Source organism: Streptomyces flavotricini, from assembly GCF_020639365.1.
GTDB lineage: Bacteria > Actinomycetota > Actinomycetes > Streptomycetales > Streptomycetaceae > Streptomyces > Streptomyces flavotricini.
The window spans coordinates 174,323-193,336 of the sequence record NZ_JAINUL010000001.1 but is presented as its reverse complement, the minus strand read 5'-3'; the positions used below and the strand labels follow the sequence as shown (position 1 = coordinate 193,336).

The window sequence follows — 19,014 nt, the reverse complement described above, 5'->3', positions numbered from 1 at the left end:
AGTTCGCGGGCTCGTTCTTCGCTGTGCACGCCGTGCATCATGAAGTAGACGGGCCCGGTGTAGGCGTCGAAACCGGCCTCGCGGTTGTCGACCAGCCGCCACGCGATGGCAGGGCAGGTTGAGTGATCATCTTTGCTTCGAGTCAGCGGCTTTCGCCTTCTCGCGGTCCCTGACCGGTGCCGGTGCATGATGGGGGGCTGGTGACAGGGGGAGCGCCGTGTCGCCTTCTGCGATGTCGCCACTACGGGCAGGACAGGCGGCCGTCGGCGGTGAGCGCGTCCCGCTGTCGTGGGGGTTGCCGTCATGCCGGGACGTGCAGTAGGCGTCCCGCCTTTGTTCCTTCGGCCGCTGGCACATCGTGCTGATCAGCCAGGCGGGGAGCGGCCACTCGCTCGGCCAGGGCGCGGGAGCGTTCCAGCAGCAGTTCCACGGTGTGCTCGATGTGCTCGGCCAGGTCTTCAGCCGTCTCGCGCCCGGCGGCGCGGACTGCCGGCTGCGGCCCGGGTTTCTGCACCGGCGACGCCCCGCATCGGGCGCCGCGCCGCTCGCTTGATCCTGGCGGCCCAAGGCCTTCTCCCGCGTTGCCGTCGTCGCTGCTCCCCGGATCGGTCCGTATGCGGCTGGACTCCACTGTCACTGCGAGCGCGCCATCCGTTACGGACCTCCTGCAGTGAACGGGTGAACAACAGTGCGTATCGGAGCGGCGTAACGAATGCCGGGCAGGCGGTGTCAAAGCAGTGGAGGCTGGAAGGAGCCCGCGTTGAACGCTCGGTGGGGCCCGGACGGAGATGACGGCACGGCCGAGGTCGGCGACCGGCTGTTGGCCAAGCGGGCCGCGGAAGGCGACGAGGAGGCGTTCGAGGTGCTGGTACACCGTCACTCCGCGGCCATGCTGCAGCTCGCCCAGCGCCTCATGGGCACCCGCGCCGAAGCCGAGGACGCCGTCCAGGACGCTTTCGTGCGCGCGTGGCGCAGCCTCCCCGAGTACCGGGGCGAGGCCGGGTTCGGCACCTGGCTGTACCGCATCGTCACCAACCGCTGCCTGAACCTGCTGCGGGCCCGCAGACCCGCCGCCGACATCGACGCCGTAGCCGAGCCCGCCGCACCGGAACACCAATCCTCACCCGCCCGTGCCGCCGAGTCGCACGCCGCCGTACGCGACCTCGCCCAGGCCATGGGCGCACTGTCCACGGAACAGAAGGTCTGCTGGGTCCTGCGGGAGATCGAGGGCCAGCCATACGAAACGATCGCCCTGGCGGTGGGAATCAGAACCGAAGCGGTCCGCGCACGCGTATTTCGGGCCCGGCGCATGCTGACGGAGGCGATGGCCGCATGGCGATGAACACCCCCCAACCGCACGACCCCCAGCAGGACGAAGAGCTGGAACTCCTCGCCTGCGGCAGGGACCTGGCCACCGTGTGGGAGCAGGCGGATCAGGGAGGCACCGACCCGCACACCGCGGCCTGCGCCTACTGCCTGCGGGCGGTCGCCGACCTGGACCGCCTCCGTGCCGCGGCCCTCGGCCCGGGCGCCGCGGCACCGGCAGCGGTCGACACCGCCGCCCTGGTGCGGAAGGTCATGGACGTCGTACGGCTCGAACTGCGCCCGGGACACAATCTGCCGCTCGGGGAAGCGGACGAGGACAGCTGGATCTACGAGTCCGTCGCGGCCCGCACCCTGCGCGCCGCCGCCGAAGAGGTGCCGGGCGTCCGTGCCGGTAGCTGCCGCGTCACCCCGCCCGATGGCCGGACGAGCCCCCCGCGCGGTCCCGTCACCGTCGCGGTGGGCGTCACCGTCGCCTACGGCCGCGATCTGCCCGCCGTCACTCAGGCGGTGCGCGAGGTGCTCGCCCACGCCGCCCGGGAACGACTCGGGCTGGCCGTCGGCGACCTGCACGTCGCCGTCACCGACCTCCACGAACCGCCGGACCAGCCGCAGGAGACCAGGACGTGAAGACCGACCGAAAGGCCCTCGCCCGAAGGGTCGCCGAGGCCGTCCTCGACGTCCCCGGCGTCGCGTGCCTGCGCCCCGGCCTGCGCGGCTTGCTGCATACCGCCGCCGGCACGCGCCCACCGGCTGCCCGCCTGCCGGACGACCCCGGCTCCGCGGTGCGCATCACCTTCGACGCCCGTGGAAGGGCGGCCTCGCTCCACATCGACGTCGTCGTCCGCGCCCAGCACCAGGCCGCCCGCACGGCCAGGGCCGTGCGGGCGGCGGCCGCCGAGGCGGCGGCCACGGCACCGGGCGCGGTGCGGGTGACCGTCACCGGCATCGTGTGATCGGCGCCGGGCTGCTAGAAGCCCGGCGGGCAGGTGAGGACGACCCACAGGGCGATCGACCACACGCAGGCCGCAGCGCCCAGCAACCGCAGCCGCCGGATCCGCTCCGGCGAGACGGGGTCGGCACCGCGCACGGGGACCTCCTGCACCGTCCTGGCGGCCACGGGTGCGGGCGGACACGTGGTCGACCGGATCGCGCCGGCGTGCACCGGCGCGGGTGCCACGACATGAGCCGGCCGGGGGGCCCGGCGCGGGGTGTCCGGCGCCGGACGTCGGTTGTGGACCCCGCCGTGTTCCGTGGCGCCGGCGCAGGCCGCGCCGCCGTACTCGGCCAAGCCGGCGAGAAAGCGACGGTAGGCCTCCTTGCGGCTGCCCCGGGGCGTGGCACGCCCGCTCTCCCAGGACCGCACCGTCGCCGGTGTCACCCCGAACGCCACCGCTACCTGCCGGGTGGACAGACCCCACTGCTCGCGCAGCCGACGCCGCTCGGCCGGCTCGGGCAGATCGCGCGTCCGCCGCCACGTGGCCCGTGCGCCGGACGCGGCGATCTGATGGGGGATCTTCTGTTGATTCGTGGTTGTCATATCGATGTGACAACCTGCGCATCGGGGCTGTGACGCGCCACCGGGCGGGGTCACTCGAACGCTCCATGCGCACCGCACAGGACCCGCACGTAGCCTCGGAGCCAACTTCTCCTCGACAACGGCAACGGTCCTGGCCATCAGCCCCTGGCAGGTCCAAGCGCGAAACGTCGACGGGATCCGCGAAGTCCGCAGGCGATTTCACCCTCTCCCGGGCGGGAGCCCCTCGAAGCCGCCGGCGTTCCCTTTGCTGATGCGCTCCCAACTTCTTGCGTCCCACTCACCACGGCGATCATCGGAGGCAAGTGCCGGGCGGGGGTGCTCGGCCCCGGCGCCGAGCATCAGCTACAGCTCGCCGTTCTCGCGGATCACGTCCGGGATCCAGCCGCTGCGAGTGAACACGATGTCTCTCATGGGCTCGGGGCCTCTCCGGAACGGCACCGGCTGGACGTGGTTTCCTCGGGCGCGCGGCGAGCACCACGGTGATGTTGCGACTCCACCCCGTACCTGTTCACGACCACCGTGCGCACTCGGCGGCAAGGCGTGTGTCTGTACGCACCCAGACTTCGCCGCCGGCGGCCTCGGCCGGGGCATCGACTCGTTCGATCCCGAGGAACTCGATCAGCGCGAGCAGTTCGGCTCGTTCGGCTCGGTCGTCGTCGACATCATGCGAGTCGAAGAAGACGTAGTACTGGTCGCTCGGGTCCACGATGCCCGAATCTGCCCAGATCCGCGCGACTTCTTCGATCGCCGCTGCTTCCGTCGTGAACGTGGCGGCGCGGGCGGTGCCGCGAGTCTCCGGTGACGCGTCGAGGTCAGCGAGGTTGGAGAACCACTGGCCGAAGTGGTCGAGGCCGGCGTATCCGTTCTCGAAGAACAGCATCGCGCTCGGAAGGTAGCGATTGGCACGGTCGACCCGGAGGTACTCCGATCGAGGTCGGTCCGCGCCCTTGACCCGGGCGATCACACCCTGGCCGGGCATGAGAACCAGACTCTGCCCCGTCGGCTCATCACCGATGGTGTAGGTATCGGAGTTCCGATCCCGAAAGAACGCAGAGAACGCCACGTAGGCTTCCTGAGGGTCCCGCACGGATACGTTTTGGCCGTTGCCGTCACCGATGGCGAAGACGAACTGCTTGGGTCCGGGGTCGTAAGGGCGGGCCATAGTTGTCCTTCGTTCATGTGGTAACTCCAACAGCCTAAGGGAGTTCGCTCCGACGCCGTAGCGGTAGCACGGCTGGCGGCTTCTCGGGTTGCCGCTGCGGCGGCCGAGGGTGACCGCGGTGGCGGTCGGCCACCTCGCTCGCGTCGGCCTGCTGGTCCGCCTCGGCGGGGACGCCGCGTTTCCCGACGGCCACCCGGACCAGGTGGCCGCCCTCGGCTGCCGCCGAGATCTGCCGGCCCTCCTCGACCGGCATGTCCCCCCCGGCCCGGACCAGGCCGCACGCCCGCTTGGCCTCCGCCGCACCAACTTGACCAGATCGCCGGCCGGCTCGGCTGGCTGGCCCCGGTCGCCTCCGTGGACGTCGACTACAGGCACCACGGCGGGGTGACCACGGTCCTCCTGGAGTCTGCCGCAGTCATGGGGGAGGAAGCTGCTGGAGGCCGTGTTCGGGACGGCCCTGGCCGACCCGGCCCGCTGTACGTCTGCGCCTGGCCGAGGAGGGGCAGGTAGCCGCCGGGTAGGCACCACGGTCGTCAGGGGCAGGAGCCGTCGCCTTCGCGGACGCCACAGGCAGGCACAGGCCGGCGGCGAGCCCGCCGGAGACGATGAGCAGACGACCTGCTGCATGGATCAGCGGAAGGCGGTCGTTCCGAGCAGACGGTCGACCGCGGGGGTGTCGGCAGGGCAGACTCGGGTGGGAGGGAAAGGGGCGTTTGATGACCGCAGAGCCGATCCACCGGCACGAAGGCGAGCGGGTGCCGCGCAACGCGGAGGGGATCGCGGCCGCGTTGTCGGGTGGGCAGCGGATGGAGTTCTACCGCGAGCTTCTGGCCGCTGCCCCGGAGCAGGCCAAGGGAGTGCTCTTGCGCTGGTGGGGTCAGGCGATGCTCGACACCGATCCTGACGCCGATACGCGTGCCGACGCGGTCCTGGCCGGGACGGTACCCACGCTCTCGCTGGGTGACCTGCTGGCGCGGCGCCGGGCGGCGGGGCTGCCCGTTGAGTGAGCCGTACGACGAAGGCTTGCCGTGCGTGCTGTCCGAGAACGTCGCCCAGCTGATGCTGGCCCCGTCGCTGCCGCCGGAGGTCGTCGGTGCGATCGTGGCCGCGATGGTCACCATCGGCGAAACCGGCGGCATGGTTGCGGGCAGCACAGCTGCACCGCAGCGCCCACAGCAACGCCGCCTGGCGCTCGGGGTCGAGGGCGAGCTCGGGATCGCCGAGTACGTCATCAGCCGCGAGGAAGATCCACCGCAGGTCGTCATCACACACGTCCTGGTCTACTGAACGACCACCCTGGGGCCCGGCCTTCGCACCCGACCCTTCTTCGTCTCGCAGCAGCGCTGGGCAGGCCGCCGTCGCACCGGCGGCCGGACCCGCGGCCACGGCCGACCCGCCCCCGCCCCGAACCCGCACGCGGTGCCCGCTGCTGCTGCTCCGGCTGCCGACACCGGGGCGTGCCGGGGACAGATAGCCTTGACGGTGTGTCCGAGACCGAGACCGAGACCGAGACCGAGCCGCCGCTGCTTGCGGACGTCTATCCCGCGCTGGTGTCGTTCCTCGATGCGGCGCTGGTCTCCGAGGGTGAGTACGCCCTGGCCCAGGTCGTGATGGGGTTGCGCTTCCACGGGTGGTGCGGGTGCAGCCCGACCTGTAGTTACCTTCGAACGGCTGTGGCCGACCGCGCCGACAGCACCTGGATTCATCTCGACGACGAGGCGCCCCGCGTGTGGCTTCAATTCGACCAGGACCGTACTTCGTTCGGCGGGATGGAGATCTGTGAGTTCGACCTGGGGCCGGCCCCGGCGCTCGACCGTGACCGGCCTTCAGGGCTGGGCTGATCCTTTCGGCCGTGCCGTTGCGACCGCGCGATCGTCGGGCCGGTCTTGACTTCGAAGGAGAGCACCCTCGGATGGACGACGTGACACGGGAGGCCGCGACGGCATTCGCGCGTCTTGCCTGGCTGCGTGAGGCCGGGCTGGATCCGCTGCGCCACGAGAGGCTGCTGACTGCGGCGGCGGAGGCGGCGCACGAGGCTGTGAATCGAGCGGGTCTGACGGGCCGTCCTGATGGGGAGCTGTCGGCTCTGGTGCGAGAGTTGTACGCGCAGGATCCGGGTGAGGAGTTGCCTGAGGCGCTTACCGATCCGCCCGGTGGCGTGTACGCGTCGTCCCCGTACGAGCTGCTTGCGGTGGTCGATCACATGCTGCGCTGGTCGACCCGGGTGACGGTGCTTGCGCAGCAGGGTGGCGCCGCGGTCGAGGAGGAGCGGTCCTATCGGCTGCATCGTGCGGTGGTCGCTGACCGGGTGGCGCTGCTGAGCGGGATGCCGGCCGACGAGGCGGACGCGGAGTTCACCGCGGTGGCGCTCCTGGCGCTCGATGACGAGAGCGTGGCCCCGCCGCATGCGGGGCATGTGTCAGCTCCTCGCGAGTACGTCAGGGCGTCTTACCGGGCCTGGCTCGTCGCGAACCCCGCTCTGGACCCGCTGACCCCGGGCGGCTGGGACCCGCTGGTGAGCTCCTTGGACGATCCGCGGCGGACTGACCACGGAGATCCACCTCGCCGCGGACGGCCGCTGCAGGCCCCTCGTATTCGCGATCACGCCTGGCCAAGCCGGTAACGCACCCGCATTCGAGCAGGTCATGGCCCAGATCCGGGTGACTGCGGCGGGTGACGACCGCGAGCGTCTGCGCGGCGAGGCCTCGTTCGCAGCCCTCTGCGGCGTCAGCCCAGTCGAAGCGGTGGCCCGGACCGGACGACGCTCTCCGAGCCACCGTCAGCCTGAAGGGGCTCCCTCGAAGGTGATCTCGCCGCTGGGGCGGAGTTCGGCCGACATGTTGCGTTCCATCATGCGCAGGGCCGCTTCTGCGAGACCGGCGTCGATGTGGGCGACGGCGTCGAGGGCCACGACGACCTCGAGATGCCGGATGTGGGCGTCCAGAGCCGAGTAGAGCACGCACTGCTCGGTCACCTGCCCGCACAGCACCACCCGCTCCACCTCGAGCTGGCCCAGCAGATAGGCCAGGGGCGTTTCGTAGAAGACCGAGTGCCGCGCCTTGACGACGAACAGGGATTCCTCGTCCGGCGCGATCGGCTCCACAAGGTCGCAGTGAGGGCCGGCCAGGGCGGCTTCGAGGATCTCGCCGTGGTGGGAGCGCCAGCGGCCGAAGTTGTCATTCACGTACACGACCGGCGCACCGGCGTCCCTGGCCCGCCGGAGCAGCGCACCGACGCCCGGAAGGGCTTCGCGGACGGATGACACGAGCACGTCGGCGTCCTCGTGCTCGTAGGCGTTGAGCATGTCGATCACGATGAGCGCTGTGCGACCCGCATCGCCGCCTCCCGCCGCGCGGCCCGACGGACGGCTGCCGGGAACATGACCGCCGCTCACGGCCGTAGCCCGGGTTCCGTCGGCGCGGCAGACTGGGTCCGTGCCGCCCGAACCGCCTGAGTCAGCGAGGGGTAGACCCGGACCGGACCGGAGGTATTGGCGGCCAGCTGGTCAGCAGCACTCGATGAAGGCGTCGCCACAAAGAAGCCGACGCGGTGCTCCTGCGCTGTTCGATGGGCCCGCAGAACCGTACTGAAGACAGCTGGTGTCCACACTCCCTCGGCGGCCATGACGAGATGGGCCGGCCGATGAGCCTGCAGGAGTTTCTCCACAGCCAGCGTCACGGCCGCGCGGTGGCGTACGGCCAGGGCAGGGGCGAGCCGGACGACGAGCACGCCTCCATCGAGGGTGTGAGTCAGCAGCATGGCGGGTCCTTCATCCAGACGAGAAGACGAGAAGACGAGGTGGCCGTGCCGACAGTTTCCCGCCCCGGCCCATTTCTGGCGCGTAGGCCACGCCGCGTACGACTACGGCCGGCTGCGTTCCGTGGGACGGCCGTCCACATCAGCACGCCGCACGTCAGCCGGCCCCGTTGGGATGCGGTGGCATGGTCCACCCGGCGCGGGGCAGCCATCCGGCACCGAAATCCGCGAGGTCCCGTGTGCGCTGCGCCCGCTGGCTTGATGCATGGCGGCGCGGTTCCGGGCATGGGATGACCCCGATCGACAATCGCGCTGCCCCGAAGCCGTCTGCAGGCCAGAGCTTCGTGAGTCGCTCAGCTCCTCAGCGGACGGGTCCCATACCCCGGGGCCGGCGCCACGCCACTCTCCACGAAGTCGGGATCGGTGAGGTTCATGTCCCGGGCGTTCTCCAGTTCGCGCACGGCTCGCTCTGTGAGCCAGCCACGCGGCTCCCTGGCCGCCCAGTGGGCAGGCGACCAGTCAGGTGCCGGGCTGCGGCTCCCCTGCCTGGTGGGGACCGCCGCAGCCCGGCAGCGGGGCTTGGATGTGGCCGCGCCCGTAGTACTGGCCGAGCTGGTCGCGGTACGCGACATCGCCGCGGTGCTTTCCTTGTCGTACTCCGGGGAGTCCTTGATCTGGTCCTTGGTGAGGTTGACCTGGATCTCCTTCTCCTTCACGTCGACACGGACGACGGTGCCGGCGGGCAGCAGGACCTCCTTGCCGAAGATCCACGGGCCGGTGTCGACGACGATGTAGGAGGAGCCGACCTCCTCGGTCGCCTCGTCGACCTTGCCGATCACGTTGATCGGTTCTCCTTCTTGGGTGGGGCTGCTCGTCAGGTGTGCAGGAGGCTGTTGCGGCCGTCATGGCCGTCATGGCCGTCCGCGCCGTCCTCGTCGCGCCAGTGGCCGCCATCCGCGAGGTAGCGGAAGCCGTGGCGCTGGTTCACCGGCAGGGCGACCCTGCCCGCGCGACTGCCGTCGGGCCGTTCGAGCATCTGGTGGGAGCCCGGCCGCCAGTCGTTGAAGTCGCCGACCACGCTCCTCACATGAGGGGCAATGGCTGCGCCATCCGTGCCCGCTGCCCGGCCAAGCCAGCGCGGGACTACGCCACCCGCCACAGCTGCCACCCGAGTGGGTTCAGTCCGGCCATGAAGCCGTCCGAGCTGGCGCTCCGGCTCCGCCCGCGCGTCCGGGCTCTCCTGAAGGTGCGCCGGGCGAAGCGGCCGGCGCGGCCCTGCTCGTCAGGGGGTGCTGGAGCCCGCACGCCGGGTACGGCACTACCGCTCCGTCTTGGTCCTGCTGGTCGCGGGTGCCAGTGCGGGTGAAGTCCGTCTTGGTCAGCACGCGGCCAGGAGCCGGGTTGCCGGGGCGGCGGGCCGTGCTTGGCGGCGTCGCCTGCAGAAGACCGGCTCGGCCAGGACACGGGCAGGCCTGTGCGCAAGTTGGCTGAGTGGCTGGGGCCGAGGGGAGCCGGGCTGGAGGTGCACAGCGGTGGCCTCATGTTGTCGCGTGCGCTCCGACTGCCTGTCGGTACGCCACGTGCCCGCCCAGCGCCCCACTGACGGCCACGGCGGCCAGGCCGCCCAGGGACCACAGCCGCCCCTTCGCCGAGCGACCGCGGAGCCGCGCGGTCAGGGACGCGGTGTAGCAGGCCACCGCAGCCACGTTGGAGACCGCGTGGGCCAGACCGACCCGGGCCGACTCGGGCGGCAGGTCGGCCCAGTCCACCCAGCCGGCCACCGCTGCAGGGGCGACCCCGGCCAGCCCGACGGCGGTCAGGGTGGTCGTCGCGTGCTGTGCGCCGGGTACGACGTCGAGTACCGAGGCCGACAGCCAGCAGCCGATCGGCACCTGGACGAGCACGGGGTGCACGGGGTGGCCCAGTGGCCTGCCGCGCAGCAGATCGCGCATGCCGCCCAGGGGGAGGGAGCGAATGCCCCGTTGCAGCCCTCGGATGGCGGGATCTGCCACTGTGCTCCGCTCCAACCGGTCCAGGGTCTTCAGCCACCACTCCGAGGCAGTGTCGAGGGCTGAGGTTTGCCGGTCCGCGGGCGCGGTGCCGAGGGTATGTGAGTTCATACACGACGCCTACCCGCTCTCACGCGGCCATCCCGCCCCGGCCTCGACTGCACCCGAACGGACAGATCTGCCGGGCGGCGCACCCCGATGGCGTCGCAGACCCGGGCAAGGACCTGCTGAGCGGTCCCAGCACTGCAAGGGACAACGGCGGGCAGGGCCTGCTCTCCAGCGGAGACCGGTTGGCTTTGTTCATGAGGACGCTCACGAACAAAGCCAAGCAGTGGTCAATGATGGAGGGCCTGCTCCAATTGCTGCTTGTTCATGTGTGAACGGCCCTGGATTCCCCGGGCTTTGGCCTCTTGGCGTAGCTCCTCCACGGTGTGGTCGGAGGAACCGCGCGCACTGTGGCCGCCTCGCTTGGCCGCGGATGCCCGACGGCTGCCGCCGTTGCTGCCGTTGGGGTGGAGAACGACCTTGGTCCAGCCGTCGTCGCGATTGTCGAAGTGCTCGTACGCCGCGGAGGCATCGTCGAGGCTCAGCTCGTGGGAGACGAGGAAGCCCGGCTCGGCCTTGCCGCCGGCGATCAGGTCGCGCAGGGCCCTGTTGTAGCGCTTGACGGGTGCCTGGCCGGTGCCGATGCGCTGGCCCTTGAACCAGAGCATGCCGAAGTCCAGCGGCACTTTCCCCTCGGCTTCGAGCTCGCCCTGGGCCTCGGCGCCTCCCGGGTCCTCGGGCGGAATCGCTGAGCCCCTGGGGGCTCAGCGATTTGCGGCGAGCGCTTGCGGGCCCTACGGGGCCGTTGGGCGGCGTCAGGGTCGGCGCGGTGGGCTCTACGCCGCTGCGGCGACCGGGGTCGGGGCAGCCGACAGCGCGGTGGCGGCCAGGGAGCGGGTGGGCTGGATGACCAGCCCCTCGGCACCCGTCTGCGCTTCCAGCGCCCGGCGCGTTTCGGCGGCCGTCGCGACGACGGCCAGCTGCACGCCTGCGGTGCGGCACATGCGGTGGGTTCGTACGACCGTGCTCACCGCGGACGTGCCCAGCGGTGCGTCCGAGAGTTCCAGCATGAGGGGTGCGGACCGGTGGGCGGCGAGGCAACCCTCGATCGCCCAGGCGGCCGCGGCCCGGTGGGCGATGTCCAGGTCGGCGCGCAGTTGGATGATCAGCACACCGCTCTCGGTCACGTTGAAGGGCAGCACGGACACTCCTTGTCTTCACGACCACATTGCTGGGTACCGTGCGGATGCCCGCGTCTCGGACCGGTATGCGCGTTCCTTGACGGTCGGACCGCCGGTGGTAGGGCGGTGAAGGGGCGGCTGATCAACCCGCCCCCGGGCTGCCTTTTCGACGAGACCATGCTCGGAGTCGAAGGAGTGCGTGTCGCACCGGCCTTGTGTGGCCCCTTTCCGTCAGGCCAGCCCGTTTGGGTTTGCGGGAATGGTTGGTCTCATCCGCTGAGGGCGGGGAGGAGTTTGTCGCGGCAGGCGGTGAAGAAGGCGTCCTGGCCGGGGCCGATCTGGCCGATGTACACCTCGTCGAAGCCCGCGTCGAGGTAGGCGCGTACGGCCGTCACGTGTTCCTCCACGTCGTCGCCGCACGGCACGTTGTCGGACACCTGCTCCCGGGTGACGAGCTGACTCGCCTGCTCGAAGTGGGCCGGGGTCGGAAGGGTCTGGGCCAGTTCACCGGGCAGCTGCTCGTTGGGCCACAGCCGGTGAACGGTCTCGACGGCCTTGTCCCGGTCCTCGTCCCAGCACACCTTCAGGCCGCCGATCACCGGCTTCCCTTCGCCGCCGGCCTCCCGGAAGCGGCCGATGGCCTCCTGGTCGGGGCCCATGGTGATGAAGCCGTCGCCGATGCGGCCGGCGAGTTCCGCGGATTTCGGCCCGAAGCCGGAGACGTGAATGGGGAGCCGGCCGTGCGGTGTGGTGTAGAGGCGGGCGTTGTCCACCGTGTAGTGCGGGCCGCGGTGGCTGACCTGGCGGCCGGTGAAGAGCTTCCGCATCACCTCTACGGCTTCCTCCAGCATGTCGGCGCGCTCGTCGAAGGAGGGCCACCGGTCCCCGAGGACGTGCTCGTTCAGGGCCTCGCCGGTTCCCACTCCGAGGGTGAACCGGCCGTCCAGCAGCGCGCTCGATGTGGCCGCGGCCTGGGCGGTGACGGCCGGGTGCAGACGCATGGTGGGGCAGGTGACCAGGGTGGTGACCGGCAGGTCCACGGTCTGGGACAGGGCCCCGATCATCGACCAGACCAGAGGGCTGCTGCCCTGCTCGTCGTTCCAGGGGTGGAAGTGGTCGGAGATGGCCAGTCGGGTGAAGCCCGCGTCGGAGGCTTTGCGTGCCTGCTCCAGGAGCTCGGCGGGGGTGAATTCCTCGCAGGACAGGAAGTATCCGAACGACGTCATGTGTTTCGTTCCTCCAAGAACGGTGGTCAAAGGCCCCGGTCGGCGGGTGTCCGCGGCGCCTGGGGCGCCGGGTTCCACGATCCGTAGCCGGTGTGTCGAGTGGGTCTGGCGAGGTGGTCCTACCGGGCCGTCCGACGCCGGTGCTGCTCGCCGGTACGCCACATCAAGGCGGCCACCGCGGTAGCGGCGAGGAATGGAGCGCCGCGGCGGAGCATCAGCTGTGTCAGGGCGGCGCGTGTCGGCGGTACTCCGTTGGTGGCAACTTCCACCGACCGGCCCGGACCTGCCGACGACTGCCCCTCGGGTCCGGAGCCCGCACCGCCGTGACTGCTTGCCGTCCCACGCCACCGAAGGGCGGCGACGTCACGGGCAGGTGAGTACGAGCCGATGTGCCTAGGCCGGCGGGTAGCGGTTGGCCTTGAGCTGCCGGGCGAGGTGGGCGGTGTTGGTTGCGAGGGTATTGGTGGTGGTGGCGGTCTTCTCGGGGGTCTTGTCGAGGTCCTGGTAGTCGGTGTGCTGCATGGCTTCGCCGACCCAGTAGGTGACGGCGTTGGGGGCGAGGGAGAATCCGGCGTCGTTGAGGCCCTGGAAGAGGTCGGCGCTGACCTTGTGGGCGCCGTCCTCGTTGCCTACGACACAGACCGCGGCAACCTTGCCGTAGGTGAGCATGCGGCCCTCGTCATCGTTTTCGGAGATCTCCGCGTTCAGCCGCTCCATGACCTTCTGGGCGATGCTGGAGGGGTGGCCGAGCCAGATCGGTGTGGACAGGATGAGGATGTCGGCGCCCAAGATCGTGTCGCGGATCTCGGGCCAGGCGTCGCCGTCGCCCAGGTCGGTGCCGATTCCGGTCTTCACGTCGTGGTCGGCGATTCGGATGGTCTTGCCCGTGACTCCGTGGTCGGCGAGCGCGGCCATGGTCTGTTCGGCCAGCAGCTGGGAGCTGGACGGCTTCGGGGACGGGGACAGGGTGCAGACAAGGGCGACAGCGCGCAGCGGGGTGGTGCCAGTGGTGTTCATGATTCCCCGGCTACCCCGCCCCTTGGCCCTGATATCAGCCCAGCTCTGAATTGATCCCTTTCAGGGGCGCAGGAGGAGCTGAATCCGATCCCCGAGTGAGGGCGGGGTACGCCGGACAGGAGCATGTGTGGCTCACGAGGGGGTACGCGTGCGGCATGCACGGACATCATGCGCGTCCCACGAGCACCTTGTTCCGTACGACTGTGGGGGCCGAAGCGCTTCCGTCTGGCTCGGGCCGGCATTCAGCCGCTGGCGGGACGGTCCGCCGACTGCGGCGCAGGATCCTGGCTTACCAGCGCATCGACCTGCTCTCCTCGCACTTTCCTGGTGACACCGGAAGCGGCGATGAGGTCCTGCTCCTGGTCCACGTCCGTAAGGTCGTCGGGGAGGTCCACTACCGGATGTGCCTGCCCTGTACGAAGGCCGTGATCACCGGGGTGGACATCGATGCGTACTTCCTCGGTACGGGGCTGGATACCCGAGCCGTTTCCCACCTGCGCGCGCGGCATCCGGGCCTTTCCTGGCACAGCACCCTGAACCTGCGCCGCACACGCGGCCTCCTGCGTCGATCGCGCATCCTCGCCGGCAATGAGGTGTGCGATCACCTACGAGCGGGGGAAGTTCAGGCTCAACCGTCCCTCTGACCACAGGTGGCGGTGCTGCAGACCGCGGTGTTCCTGGGCGGGCGTTGCAATTCCGCCATCGGCCGGGCGTACGAGCGGGGACGCTACGTCGGCGCCGTCGACCGGGCCACCTGGAGTGATCAGGTCTGTCAGGAAATATCCTTGTGCGTGGGGTGGATCACGAGCAGCCACTCGTCTCCGCGGGTCTCGACGGTGAATTCGGCGGCCCGGAACGCTGCTGCGAGTGCGAGCCCGAAAGCGTGGCGCAGGCCGGGCAGCCCGGGGTGCTCGCTGGAACGTGTACGGCGTGCCCCGCGCCGCCGGGAGGGAAGCGTCCCGAGGTCTTCGGGTATCCAGCCGACCATGACACCGCGGGCGTGCTGGATCATACGGACGCCTTCCGCTCCCACAGCACGCTCGTCGAAGCCGGCCTGATGGAGCACGGCGCGTACAGCTGCCAGGAACTCGTCTTGATCGTCCACGGCCGAACTGTAGAGGGCGAACCAGGCCGTTCCAGTCAGGCCCGCAGATCTGCCTCGGATCCACAGCCCGTCACCGCCCTGGCAGCATCAGGTTGACAGGCCTGCCCGCGTCAAGAGACGTGTCAAAGGTGCTCACTCTCCATGGGGTTGCGCGTCGGGATTCGTCCGTCGGGCCTGCCGCACCGGGCCCGTCATGACCTTCGGGCCCGGCGGCCTGGACGTCGGCGTTCTCCGGCGATCACCAAGTGTGGGCCGGCGTTGACGCATTCCGCCCGGCCGTCGAGCAGGCTGATGCGCAGCAGTTGCCCGCCGACGAAGCCGCTGCGGCCGTGGCCGCGCATGGCCCGGTCGGCTTGGTGGCCTGCTCGGCGAGTCGGCGCCCTCTCGCCGATCTCCCGCATCACGTCCGCGTCCGGGACCGAGGGCAGGAACAGTTCGAGGAGGCCGATGGCGTCCCCGCGGTTGGTCACAGGGGCGATCACGCGCACGTGACGGCTCTCGCCCCGGTGCTCGACGTGCGGCTGCTGGCTGCGGATCACGTCCTCGTACAGGGTTGCGCGAGGCGGGACCCGCTGGGCCGGCTCATCGGTGTCGACGCTGTCCGCGGCCCCCAGTCGTACGACCGAGCTGCCCGTGAAGTCAGTGATCAGACACGACACGGAGACGGCCGGAGGTGGTCCCTGAGCATGCGCGCGACCACGTCGAGCGACTCCACGGGCGCCGCGGCCTCCACCGCCTCCAGCACTCCCGCCGAGGTCATCGCCCTGCGATGGCGGCTTCCGCCTGCGTCAGGACGAGAGGCCCGCCCGCCGTCCGGCTCTCCTGCGCTCACGGTGACCCCTTGCTGCTCGATGCCGCCCGGGATATGCACCCCGGATCCGCGAACGCCCGCGCCTCAGGGGCATCGGACAGCCTCATTGCACCATGGGGCCGGTAGGGTCCTGCCGCTTGGGCGGCTCGCGTGGTGCTTCCCCCGGTCAGCGGTTCGCGGACGCGAGGATGGGCAGGCGCCGGGTGGAGCAGGCACGTGGCAGATTCGGCTGTGTGGGCACCTGCGGGGGCCCAGTATTGTGCGTGTTGGCAAGTCACGTTGGTGTTCGGAAGGGGTCGGGGTGAGATCGGTGCGGGCTTTGGCGACGTTGGACGAAGTCGAGCTCGGTGACCACGTCTGCTGGCGCGTGGACCCGGCTGACGCGTTCGCTGATGCGCGTTCCTATGTGGCCGATGGAGCTCTGTACGGGGACAAGCTCGTGATCATCGGGTCTCTCGGCACCGTTGCTGTTCAGCGAGACCGCCTCCCCACAGCCTCGGTGATCCTTGATCTTCCGCACCTGGCCGATCCCGACGTGATGCTGGCCGCGGTGCGCCGGGAGGCGAGCGCGGCGGTGCGAGAGGGCTTCCGATCCGTACGTGTCCTTGCCGAGCAGACCCCGTTGGCGGAGCCCGGCGGCGCGGAGGAGCTGCTGGCTCGGGAGCTGAAGCTCGAGGAGTTCGCCTCGGAGAGTGGCGCGATCGTGGTGTGCGCGTTCAGGGCCGCGCAGTGGGAGGCGTCCACGCTGGAGCAGGCGACGTGTGTGCATCCGCAGGAGATGGGCACACGTGCTGCGCGTCCGGCTTTCCGGATGTTCAGCACAGGCACTGACAGCTGGGGTGTGGACGGAGTGGTCGACTCGGAGTGCGCGGCGGCTTTCAACGCCGCGGTCCGTGCGGTGATGCGGCGCACGCCCATGGTGAAGCTGAGGTTCGACGCCGTGGAGATGATCGATGCCGCCGGCATGCGCGCCCTCGTCGACGCGGCCCGTCACCTGCCGGAGCGTCGGATCGTCGTCGAAGGCGCCAACGAGATCGTGCGCCTGTGCTGGGGCCTCGCGGGCTACGCCACCGCAGACGTTCCGGTGGTGATGGCGGCATGACCGAGACCATGCCCTCGACACCGGCCCGTCCCGACGGCGGGCCGTTCCGCCACGAGCTGTACCCCTACCGCGGGGAAGAGCAGTTCCTGTCCGGGACCCTGGAATACATCCACGAGGCACTGGAGGCCGACGAGGCTGTGGTCGTCGCGGTCCCCGAGGACAAGACCTCACTCCTGCGCGGTGAACTCGCAGACGAACCGGCCGTCACCTTCGTCAACGCCACGACGGCCGGCTCGAACCCCGGCCGGCACATCGCCGCCTGGTCGGCATGGATGAACCAGCGCGGCGAAGGCGGCAGGCCCGTACGGGGCATCGGCGAAACCGCCTGGCGCCAAGCGCGCAGCGCCGCGCACCTCTCTGAGCTCCGCTACCACGAATGGCTGATGAACCGGGCCTTCGCGCGCAGCTCCACCTGGTCGATGCTGTGCCCGTACGACGCCGCGGACGAGGACCAGGACGCCCTGCGGTCATTGTCCCGCTGCCACCCGCAGATCCGCCGTGAGGGCCAGTACGCGCCCAACGAGGACTACCTTTCCGGCAACGAGTACAGCTTCGACGCCCTGGCCGCCCCGTGCGATCCGTTCCAGGAGCTGAGCTACACGCACGGCGACCTGGCCGCGATCCGCTCGAAGGTCGCCCAGTGCGCCGCCGACGCCGGCGTCCCCGAGGACCGGCTGCCGAAGCTCGCCGTCTCCGTCACCGAGATCGCCACGAACAGCATCCGCCACGGCGGTGGCCACGGCACCCTGCGCATCTGGGCCCAGGACGCGACGTTCCTCTGCGAATTCCGCGACTCCGGCTACATTCCCGACGCGATGACCGGCCGCAGCCGCCCCGAAGCGAACCAGATCGGCGGCCGCGGCCTGTGGCTTGTGCACCAGCTCTGCGACCTCGTCGAAATCCGCTCCACCCCCGACCGGGGAACGACCATCCGCCTGCACATGGACGCCCCACAGCGGTAGAAGCTGCCGTCCTGCCCCGGCCTACACGGGGCGGGGGTATCAGGCACCCGCTCTCTGGTGATGTGAGCTGGAAGGAAGGCTGGGCTTTGGAGACGAAACGTCTTCTCGCTCGGCAGAGCGTTGAGTCCGGGTACCGCAGGACATCGTTGGTGAGGTGGTCTCCGGTCACGCATCCGCGATCCCCGAACCCCCGACGAAGCTCAGGTCGGATCGGCGGAAACAGGAGGCCGGCGCAGCACCACGGCCGGCAGATGGTGCAGCAGTTCCGTCGGGGCCCGGGTGCCAGCAGGCACCCGGGCCCCTCCACGCGTTGCGCAGAGAGGTGAAGTGACCCCAGACGACATGCTTGGCCGTCTTGACGACGAGGACTACCTCGTCGACCAGGGCACACCTATCGGGGCGGCCTGCCGGATCGTCCCGCATGCGGAGGGCTCCACGGCCTGCCCGCTGCCGGTGTGGGTGCGTAGGCGTTTTCGGTGTGGGCAGGGATGAGGCTCGGCTGTTTCGGGTGGGTGGCTTCGCAGGTTCGGGTGCGGATAGCGCCGGCCCACCACGTGAGGTCATCCGGGGGATTGGAGCAACGGGGGTTCACCTCCCGCCAGGAGCTGGAGGACCTGATGGCTGTGATGGCCCCTGAACCCATCCCGGGAATCAGGCCGCGACGAGCTCCTGCTCGCGGTCCGGCGTTTTGACCTTGCGCTGCTTGTTCGGCAGCGAGAGCCGGAAGACCTTGCGCCACGCGGAGAACACCTGCTTGGGGAGCGGCCCGGTGACGTACTCCAGCTCGTACTTCTCGAACAGCGCGCGCACCTTCACCGCGACCTCGGCGTACCGGTTGCTCGGCAGGTCCGGGAACAGGTGGTGCTCGATCTGGTGCGACAGGTTGCCGGTCATGAAGTGCATGGCCCTGCTGCCGCTGATGTTCGCCGAGCCCATCATCTGGCGCAGGTACCACTGGCCGCGCGTCTCGCCCTTGATCGACCGGCGCTCGAAGACCTGTACGCCCTCGGGGAAGTGCCCGCACATGATCACCGAGTGGGACCAGATGTTGCGGACCAGGTTCGCGGTGAAGGTGGCCGCGAGCGTGGGGAGGAACGACGGCCCCGACAGCAGCGGGTGGATCACGTAGTCCTTGAGCACCTGCTTGCGGATCTTGCGGCCCACGGCCCTGGCCCGCGCGCGGAACTCCGGGTTCTTGCGGCGGCTCCTGTGCAGGTTCTTGCCGAGCTCCAGGTCGTACGCTGCGATGCCGTACTCGAAGAAGCAGGCGTTGATGAAGTTCCACAGCGGCTGGCCGAGGTGGAACGGGTGCCACTTCTGGTCCTCGTCGACGCGCATGATGCCGTAGCCGAGGTCGTTGTCCTTGCCGATCACGTTGGTGTACGTGTGGTGCAGCTCGTTGTGCGAGTGCTTCCACTGATCGGCCGGGGAGACGTGATCCCATTCCCAGGTGGTGGAGTGGATCTTCGGGTCTCGCATCCAGTCCCACTGGCCGTGCAGGATGTTGTGGCCGATCTCCATGTTGTCCATGATCTTTGCCACGGACAGACCGGCGGTGCCGAGAAGCCACGCGGGCGGGAAGATCGAGAACAGCAGCACGCCCCTGCTGACCAGCTCGAGCTTGCGCTGCGCCGAGATGACCTTGCGGATGTAGGCGGCGTCCTTCTCGCCGCGGCCGGCGATCACCTCGTCGCGGATCGCGTCCAGCTCGCGGCCAAGCTCCTCGATCTGCTCCGCGGTGAGGTGGGCGGTGGGGTCGATGGCGGTCAAGGTGC

The 19,014-nt window shown here is 69.9% G+C and carries 23 protein-coding genes and 3 pseudogenes; 10 read left to right on the top strand and 16 right to left on the bottom strand.

The window, feature by feature from the left end; translation table 11 throughout:
• Window positions 1-188: pseudogene (locus K7B10_RS00930) on the bottom strand (hypothetical protein); the annotation flags it as partial.
• A 170-nt stretch (window positions 189-358) separates the two neighbouring features.
• Between K7B10_RS00930 and K7B10_RS41490 the strand changes: the two are divergent.
• The 4 genes from K7B10_RS41490 to K7B10_RS00910 all read left to right on the top strand — a co-directional run bounded on the left by K7B10_RS41490 (window position 359) and on the right by K7B10_RS00910 (window position 2,279).
• The gene (locus K7B10_RS41490; RefSeq protein ID WP_372481345.1) at window positions 359-553 is read left to right on the top strand and encodes a hypothetical protein; all 195 of its coding nucleotides are present in this window, start codon (window positions 359-361) and stop codon (window positions 551-553) included.
• A 207-nt stretch (window positions 554-760) separates the two neighbouring features.
• Window positions 761-1,342 carry an RNA polymerase sigma factor gene (locus K7B10_RS00920; RefSeq protein WP_229334035.1) on the top strand — a complete coding sequence of 194 codons (582 nt, stop codon included), beginning with the start codon at window positions 761-763 and terminating at the stop codon, window positions 1,340-1,342.
• Window positions 1,333-1,953 carry an Asp23/Gls24 family envelope stress response protein gene (locus K7B10_RS00915; protein ID WP_229334034.1) on the top strand — a complete coding sequence of 207 codons (621 nt, stop codon included), beginning with the start codon at window positions 1,333-1,335 and terminating at the stop codon, window positions 1,951-1,953. The genes K7B10_RS00920 and K7B10_RS00915 overlap by 10 nt, the downstream gene beginning before the upstream one ends.
• Window positions 1,950-2,279: an Asp23/Gls24 family envelope stress response protein gene (locus tag K7B10_RS00910; RefSeq protein WP_229334033.1), complete on the top strand. Its 330-nt coding sequence runs from the start codon at window positions 1,950-1,952 to the stop codon at window positions 2,277-2,279. Before K7B10_RS00915 ends, K7B10_RS00910 begins: the two co-directional genes overlap by 4 nt.
• A gap of 14 nt (window positions 2,280-2,293) precedes the next feature.
• Here the strand turns inward: K7B10_RS00910 and K7B10_RS00905 are convergent, their stop codons facing one another.
• Both K7B10_RS00905 and K7B10_RS00900 read right to left on the bottom strand, forming a co-directional pair.
• The gene (locus K7B10_RS00905; RefSeq protein WP_229334032.1) at window positions 2,294-2,863 is read right to left on the bottom strand and encodes a helix-turn-helix domain-containing protein; all 570 of its coding nucleotides are present in this window, start codon (window positions 2,861-2,863) and stop codon (window positions 2,294-2,296) included.
• 508 nt (window positions 2,864-3,371) lie between these two features.
• Window positions 3,372-4,025: a hypothetical protein gene (locus tag K7B10_RS00900; protein ID WP_229334031.1), complete on the bottom strand. Its 654-nt coding sequence runs from the start codon at window positions 4,023-4,025 to the stop codon at window positions 3,372-3,374.
• A gap of 716 nt (window positions 4,026-4,741) precedes the next feature.
• Here K7B10_RS00900 and K7B10_RS00895 point away from each other — a divergent pair.
• From K7B10_RS00895 to K7B10_RS00880, 4 genes are all read left to right on the top strand, one after another.
• Entirely contained in the window at window positions 4,742-5,032 is a 291-nt protein-coding gene (locus tag K7B10_RS00895; protein WP_229334030.1) for a hypothetical protein, read from the top strand.
• Window positions 5,033-5,057: 25 nt separating this feature from the next.
• Window positions 5,058-5,312 (top strand): hypothetical protein, encoded by a 255-nt coding sequence (locus tag K7B10_RS00890; RefSeq protein WP_229334029.1) that lies wholly within the window; start codon window positions 5,058-5,060, stop codon window positions 5,310-5,312.
• A gap of 197 nt (window positions 5,313-5,509) precedes the next feature.
• Window positions 5,510-5,866, top strand: coding sequence for a hypothetical protein (locus K7B10_RS00885; protein ID WP_229334028.1), 357 nt, complete (start codon window positions 5,510-5,512; stop codon window positions 5,864-5,866).
• A 71-nt stretch (window positions 5,867-5,937) separates the two neighbouring features.
• Window positions 5,938-6,648 (top strand): hypothetical protein, encoded by a 711-nt coding sequence (locus K7B10_RS00880; RefSeq protein ID WP_229334027.1) that lies wholly within the window; start codon window positions 5,938-5,940, stop codon window positions 6,646-6,648.
• A gap of 156 nt (window positions 6,649-6,804) precedes the next feature.
• Here K7B10_RS00880 and K7B10_RS00875 read toward each other — a convergent pair whose 3' ends face one another.
• The 12 genes and pseudogenes from K7B10_RS00875 to K7B10_RS00820 form a co-directional block, all read right to left on the bottom strand.
• Window positions 6,805-7,341 (bottom strand): cysteine hydrolase family protein, encoded by a 537-nt coding sequence (locus K7B10_RS00875; protein WP_372481526.1) that lies wholly within the window; start codon window positions 7,339-7,341, stop codon window positions 6,805-6,807.
• A gap of 74 nt (window positions 7,342-7,415) precedes the next feature.
• Window positions 7,416-7,784 (bottom strand): hypothetical protein, encoded by a 369-nt coding sequence (locus K7B10_RS00870; protein WP_229334026.1) that lies wholly within the window; start codon window positions 7,782-7,784, stop codon window positions 7,416-7,418.
• 516 nt (window positions 7,785-8,300) lie between these two features.
• Window positions 8,301-8,617 (bottom strand): annotated as a pseudogene (locus tag K7B10_RS00865) (PRC-barrel domain-containing protein); the annotation flags it as partial.
• A 38-nt stretch (window positions 8,618-8,655) separates the two neighbouring features.
• Complete coding sequence (locus tag K7B10_RS00860) at window positions 8,656-8,859, bottom strand: early set domain-containing protein (RefSeq protein WP_229334025.1); 204 nt, start codon at window positions 8,857-8,859, stop codon at window positions 8,656-8,658.
• Between the two features lie 460 nt (window positions 8,860-9,319).
• The gene (locus K7B10_RS00855; RefSeq protein WP_229334024.1) at window positions 9,320-9,733 is read right to left on the bottom strand and encodes a DUF2231 domain-containing protein; all 414 of its coding nucleotides are present in this window, start codon (window positions 9,731-9,733) and stop codon (window positions 9,320-9,322) included.
• Window positions 9,734-10,125: 392 nt separating this feature from the next.
• Window positions 10,126-10,575, bottom strand: a pseudogene (locus K7B10_RS00850) (aldehyde dehydrogenase); the annotation flags it as partial.
• Window positions 10,576-10,671: 96 nt separating this feature from the next.
• On the bottom strand, window positions 10,672-11,037 hold the full coding sequence (locus K7B10_RS00845; protein ID WP_229334023.1) for an STAS domain-containing protein: 366 nt from the start codon (window positions 11,035-11,037) through the stop codon (window positions 10,672-10,674).
• A 248-nt stretch (window positions 11,038-11,285) separates the two neighbouring features.
• The gene (locus K7B10_RS00840; protein WP_229334022.1) at window positions 11,286-12,242 is read right to left on the bottom strand and encodes a TIGR03557 family F420-dependent LLM class oxidoreductase; all 957 of its coding nucleotides are present in this window, start codon (window positions 12,240-12,242) and stop codon (window positions 11,286-11,288) included.
• Between the two features lie 393 nt (window positions 12,243-12,635).
• Window positions 12,636-13,259, bottom strand: coding sequence for a flavodoxin family protein (locus K7B10_RS00835; RefSeq protein WP_229334021.1), 624 nt, complete (start codon window positions 13,257-13,259; stop codon window positions 12,636-12,638).
• Between the two features lie 242 nt (window positions 13,260-13,501).
• The gene (locus tag K7B10_RS00830; protein ID WP_229334020.1) at window positions 13,502-13,864 is read right to left on the bottom strand and encodes a hypothetical protein; all 363 of its coding nucleotides are present in this window, start codon (window positions 13,862-13,864) and stop codon (window positions 13,502-13,504) included.
• 167 nt (window positions 13,865-14,031) lie between these two features.
• The gene (locus tag K7B10_RS00825; RefSeq protein ID WP_229334019.1) at window positions 14,032-14,364 is read right to left on the bottom strand and encodes a hypothetical protein; all 333 of its coding nucleotides are present in this window, start codon (window positions 14,362-14,364) and stop codon (window positions 14,032-14,034) included.
• A gap of 191 nt (window positions 14,365-14,555) precedes the next feature.
• On the bottom strand, window positions 14,556-15,023 hold the full coding sequence (locus K7B10_RS00820; protein ID WP_229334018.1) for a hypothetical protein: 468 nt from the start codon (window positions 15,021-15,023) through the stop codon (window positions 14,556-14,558).
• 480 nt (window positions 15,024-15,503) lie between these two features.
• Between K7B10_RS00820 and K7B10_RS00815 the strand changes: the two genes are divergently transcribed.
• Entirely contained in the window at window positions 15,504-16,277 is a 774-nt protein-coding gene (locus K7B10_RS00815; protein ID WP_267501305.1) for an MEDS domain-containing protein, read from the top strand.
• On the top strand, window positions 16,274-17,239 hold the full coding sequence (locus tag K7B10_RS00810; protein WP_229334016.1) for an anti-sigma factor RsbA family regulatory protein: 966 nt from the start codon (window positions 16,274-16,276) through the stop codon (window positions 17,237-17,239). The genes K7B10_RS00815 and K7B10_RS00810 overlap by 4 nt, the downstream gene beginning before the upstream one ends.
• Before the next feature lie 651 nt (window positions 17,240-17,890).
• Here the strand turns inward: K7B10_RS00810 and K7B10_RS00805 are convergent.
• Window positions 17,891-19,009, bottom strand: coding sequence for a fatty acid desaturase family protein (locus K7B10_RS00805; RefSeq protein ID WP_229334015.1), 1,119 nt, complete (start codon window positions 19,007-19,009; stop codon window positions 17,891-17,893).
• Between the last annotated feature and the right edge of the window lie 5 nt (window positions 19,010-19,014).

Coding starts and splice junctions, on each gene's coding strand:
- K7B10_RS00915 (WP_229334034.1), top strand. CDS start 1,333: ATGGCGATGAACACCCCCCAACCGCACGACCCCCAGCAGGACGAAGAG.
- K7B10_RS00905 (WP_229334032.1), bottom strand. CDS start 2,863: ATGACAACCACGAATCAACAGAAGATCCCCCATCAGATCGCCGCGTCC.
- K7B10_RS00900 (WP_229334031.1), bottom strand. CDS start 4,025: ATGGCCCGCCCTTACGACCCCGGACCCAAGCAGTTCGTCTTCGCCATC.
- K7B10_RS00895 (WP_229334030.1), top strand. CDS start 4,742: ATGACCGCAGAGCCGATCCACCGGCACGAAGGCGAGCGGGTGCCGCGC.
- K7B10_RS00880 (WP_229334027.1), top strand. CDS start 5,938: ATGGACGACGTGACACGGGAGGCCGCGACGGCATTCGCGCGTCTTGCC.
- K7B10_RS00870 (WP_229334026.1), bottom strand. CDS start 7,784: ATGCTGCTGACTCACACCCTCGATGGAGGCGTGCTCGTCGTCCGGCTC.
- K7B10_RS00855 (WP_229334024.1), bottom strand. CDS start 9,733: ATGCGCGATCTGCTGCGCGGCAGGCCACTGGGCCACCCCGTGCACCCC.
- K7B10_RS00840 (WP_229334022.1), bottom strand. CDS start 12,242: ATGACGTCGTTCGGATACTTCCTGTCCTGCGAGGAATTCACCCCCGCC.
- K7B10_RS00835 (WP_229334021.1), bottom strand. CDS start 13,259: ATGAACACCACTGGCACCACCCCGCTGCGCGCTGTCGCCCTTGTCTGC.
- K7B10_RS00810 (WP_229334016.1), top strand. CDS start 16,274: ATGACCGAGACCATGCCCTCGACACCGGCCCGTCCCGACGGCGGGCCG.